This is a genomic window from Tunicatimonas sp., assembly GCF_049647865.1.
Lineage (GTDB): Bacteria > Bacteroidota > Bacteroidia > Cytophagales > Cyclobacteriaceae > Tunicatimonas.
The window spans coordinates 1-3,918 of sequence record NZ_JBARYM010000775.1 but is presented as its reverse complement, the minus strand read 5'-3'; the positions used below and the strand labels follow the sequence as shown (position 1 = coordinate 3,918).

The window sequence follows — 3,918 nt, the reverse complement described above, 5'->3', positions numbered from 1 at the left end:
ATATTGGAATTACTTCTTTATGATTATTTTTCTAAAACAACGGTTGAGTTTCTTGCTCCCGGTACCGATCCGCTAACCAAAACAAGGTTCTTTTCAGGAATAATTTTGAGCACTCTCAGGTTAAGTAACTTCACCCGGTCTCCACCAGTTCGTCCTGCCATTTTCATTCCCTTAAATACTCGAGAAGGAAAAGAGCAAGCACCAATTGATCCGGGAGCCCTTTGTCGGTTATGCTGACCATGGGTAGCATCCCCTACTCCGGCAAAGTTGTGGCGTTTCACTACACCTTGGAACCCTTTTCCTTTGGACTTTCCGATTGCATCAACGAAATCGCCTTCGGTAAATACATCATCTATTGTAATAGAGCCACCAAGAGTCACCTTGTCTTCAAACTCAACCCGGAAATCTCTAAACTCAACTAATTTAGCTTTCGGGGTAGCATTGGCTCGCTTGAAGTGCCCCTTCATTGCTGAAGAAGTATTCTTTTCTTTACGATCGCCAAATCCTAATTGTACTGCACTATACCCATCAGACTCTTCGTTCTTTACGTGAGTTACCACGCAAGGTCCGGCCTCAATTACTGTGCAAGCAACATTACGACCTTCTTCATCGAAGATGCTGGTCATCCCTATCTTTTTTCCAATAATGCCTGACATTATACTACGATGTAATTTTATTCTTAAAGATTCCTCTTTTCCGTAAAAGGACTGCAAATTTAGCGATTTACCTAAGCTAAACAAATTATTTTGCTGGTAAATAACTGCTTCGTTGCAACGATTTACAGATTCGACTAGTTCACTGATTTCTCACTAATTAGTATGAGATAAAAAATAACCAATCCTGACACTCAGAATTGGTTATCACTTAATAGAAATTGTATGTTTTATACCTTTATTTCTACGTCTACTCCACTTGGAAGCTCTAATTTCATTAAGGCATCTACAGTTTTGCTACTACTAGAATAGATATCTACTAGTCGCTTGAAGGTATGAAGTTGAAATTGCTCTCGAGCTTTCTTATTCACGTGCGGAGAGCGCAGTACGGTAAAAATCTCCCGACGCGTAGGTAACGGAATTGGCCCACTCACTACTGCACCTGTCGTTTTTACTGCCCGAACGATCTTTTCAGCGGATTTATCCACTAAGTTATGGTCGTAGGACTTTAATTTAATTCTTATCTTCTGATTCATAACTATTATTTTGACTCGCCTTTAGCATTAGCAATAACCGTTTCGGCAATACTGGTGGGCACTGGATCGTAATGTGAGAACGTAAGCGTAGCGGTAGCTCGTCCCGATGAAATTGTCCGAAGATCAGTAACATACCCAAACAACTCACTCAGCGGAACATCTGATTTAACGACTTGAGCAACTCCTTTGCTATCCATTCCCTTCATAATTCCACGCCGACGATTCAAGTCACCAGTTACTGAACCAGTGTATTCATCAGGCGTCACCACTTCAACTGACATAACAGGTTCCAGTAAAACAGGTTTTGCCTTCTTAGTTGCTTCTTTAAAGCCTATGCGTGCAGCTAACTCAAAAGAAAGTGCATCGGAGTCAACATCATGAAATGAGCCATGATACAATCGGACTTTCATGTGCTCAATAGGGTAACCAGCCAAAGGTCCGTTACTCATTGCTTGTTCAAATCCCTTCTGAATAGCGGGAATAAATTCTTTAGGAATTACCCCACCAACAATGTTATTGACAAATTGAAGACCGTTTCTAACTTCTTTAGGATCAGGCTCTTCGTCAATCGGACCTAGTTCAAATACGATGTCGGCAAATTTACCCCGACCACCCGTTTGCTTCTTATACACCTCTTTATGATCTACTACAGAAGTAATAGTTTCTTTGTAAGCTACTTGAGGAGCACCTTGATTGATCTCTACTTTAAACTCACGACGTAGACGATCAATAATAATATCTAAGTGAAGCTCCCCCATTCCGCGCAAAATGGTTTGCCCGGTTTCCTCGTCAGTGTTTACTTGAAGTGTAGGATCTTCTTCTACTAGCTTAGCAATAGCCATTCCTAGTTTATCTACATCAGCTTGCTTCTTGGGCTCAATCGCGTATCCAATTACCGGATCAGGAAAATCCATTGACTCCAGCACGATCTTATTGTTCTGATCGCACAGTGTATCGCCGGTCTTAATATCCTTAAAACCTACGACTGCTCCAATATCTCCTGCCCCTAAACTATCAATTTGGTTTTGATTCTTAGCGTGCATCTGGAAGATACGGCTAATACGCTCCTTATTATCAGAGCGAGTATTATACACGTAAGAACCAGATTCCAACACACCTGAGTACGCCCGGATAAAACAGAGACGACCTACGTAAGGGTCAGTCGCAATTTTAAAGGCTAACGCAGCAAACGGCTCGTCGAAATCAGGCTTACGAAACACTTCCTCTTCGGTATCAGGATTAATACCTTTAATCTTGTCGCGGTCAAGCGGTGAAGGACACAGTGCCATCACATAGTCCAGCATGGTCTGCACCCCTTTATTTTTGAAAGACGAACCACAGAGCATTGGTACAATAGCCATGTCAATTGTAGCGGCCCGTAGAGCAGTCAATATTTCATCTTCCGTAATAGATTCAGGATCGTCGAAAAACTTCTCCATTAAACTTTCGTCGTACTCGGCCACTGCTTCTAGTAAGTGCTCCCGATACTCAGCTACTTCTTCTGCCATATCATCTGGAATAGGCACTTCGGTAAAAGTCATACCTAAATCTTCTTCATTCCAGACAATACCTCTGTTGTTTACCAAATCAACCACTCCTCGGAAGTTCTCCTCACCTCCAATTGGCAACTGAAGTGGAACTGCATTGCTACCTAGCATTTCCTTTACTTGCTTGCAAACTCCAAGAAAATCAGCACCTTGACGGTCCATCTTATTCACGAAGCCGATACGTGCCACATTATAATTATCTGCCAAACGCCAATTAGTCTCTGACTGGGGCTCTACCCCATCAACCGCACTAAATAAGAACACTAGACCATCAAGCACTCGGAGCGAGCGGTTTACCTCTACTGTAAAGTCTACGTGACCGGGGGTATCGATAATATTTATGTGATAATCTTGCTCACGATAGGGCCACTTTACGGTAGTAGCTGCTGAAGTAATCGTTATTCCTCGTTCCTGCTCCTGCTCCATCCAGTCCATCGTGGCAGCACCATCATGTACCTCACCAATTTTATGGCTTACTCCGGCATAGTACAGAATACGTTCCGTAGTGGTCGTTTTGCCCGCATCAATATGGGCAGCAATACCAATATTTCTAGTATATCGTAAATTGCGCTTCATTTTCTTAAATTCTAAAATGTGAGAAAGCCTTGTTAGCATCAGCCATGCGATGCGTATCATCTTTTTTCTTCACGGCAGCTCCTTCTCCCTTGGAAGCAGCGATGATCTCTCCGGCTAAACGTTCTTTCATCGTTTTCTCTCCCCGAGCGCGGGCATAGCGGATCATCCACTTGATACCCAACGATGTTTTTCGACCTGGTCGAACTTCTAGCGGCACCTGAAAGGTAGCCCCCCCTACTCGGCGACTCTTTACTTCTACCGCCGGCATAATATTGCCTAATGCTTTCTTCCACAACTCCAGGCCGTTCTCACTGGTTCGTTCTTCTACCAATGCAATGGCATCGTAGAAAATAGAATAAGCGGTACTTTTTTTACCGTCTACCATCATGTAGTTCACAAATCGGGTTACCAGCGTATCCTTATATTTAGGATCGGGTAAAACATATCTCTTCTTGGGTTTAGCTTTCCTCATGGAGTATTTTTTGCTATAGTTCTATTTTTTAGGGCGTTTTGCGCCATATTTTGATCTCCTTTGTAATCGTCCGCTCACTCCGGCGGTCTCTAGTGCACCGCGGATGATGTGATAGCGAACTCCCGGTAAATCTT

The 3,918-nt window shown here is 43.0% G+C and carries 4 protein-coding genes and 1 pseudogene; all 5 read right to left on the bottom strand.

Going from position 1 to position 3,918, the window contains the following annotated elements; translation table 11 throughout:
* Positions 1 to 23 precede the first annotated feature (23 nt).
* Positions 24 to 656: a 50S ribosomal protein L3 gene (gene rplC / locus WBA23_RS22580; protein WP_424584542.1), complete on the bottom strand. Its 633-nt coding sequence runs from the start codon at positions 654 to 656 to the stop codon at positions 24 to 26.
* A 227-nt stretch (positions 657 to 883) separates the two neighbouring features.
* Entirely contained in the window at positions 884 to 1,189 is a 306-nt protein-coding gene (rpsJ, locus tag WBA23_RS22575; RefSeq protein WP_424584541.1) for a 30S ribosomal protein S10, read from the bottom strand.
* A gap of 5 nt (positions 1,190 to 1,194) precedes the next feature.
* A complete protein-coding gene (gene fusA / locus WBA23_RS22570; protein ID WP_424584540.1) occupies positions 1,195 to 3,312 on the bottom strand; it encodes an elongation factor G in 2,118 nt (705 codons plus the stop codon).
* A gap of 4 nt (positions 3,313 to 3,316) precedes the next feature.
* Positions 3,317 to 3,784, bottom strand: a complete 468-nt coding sequence (gene rpsG / locus WBA23_RS22565; RefSeq protein ID WP_424584539.1) for a 30S ribosomal protein S7 — start codon at positions 3,782 to 3,784, stop codon at positions 3,317 to 3,319.
* 21 nt (positions 3,785 to 3,805) lie between these two features.
* A pseudogene (locus tag WBA23_RS22560) lies at positions 3,806 to 3,918 on the bottom strand (30S ribosomal protein S12); the annotation flags it as partial.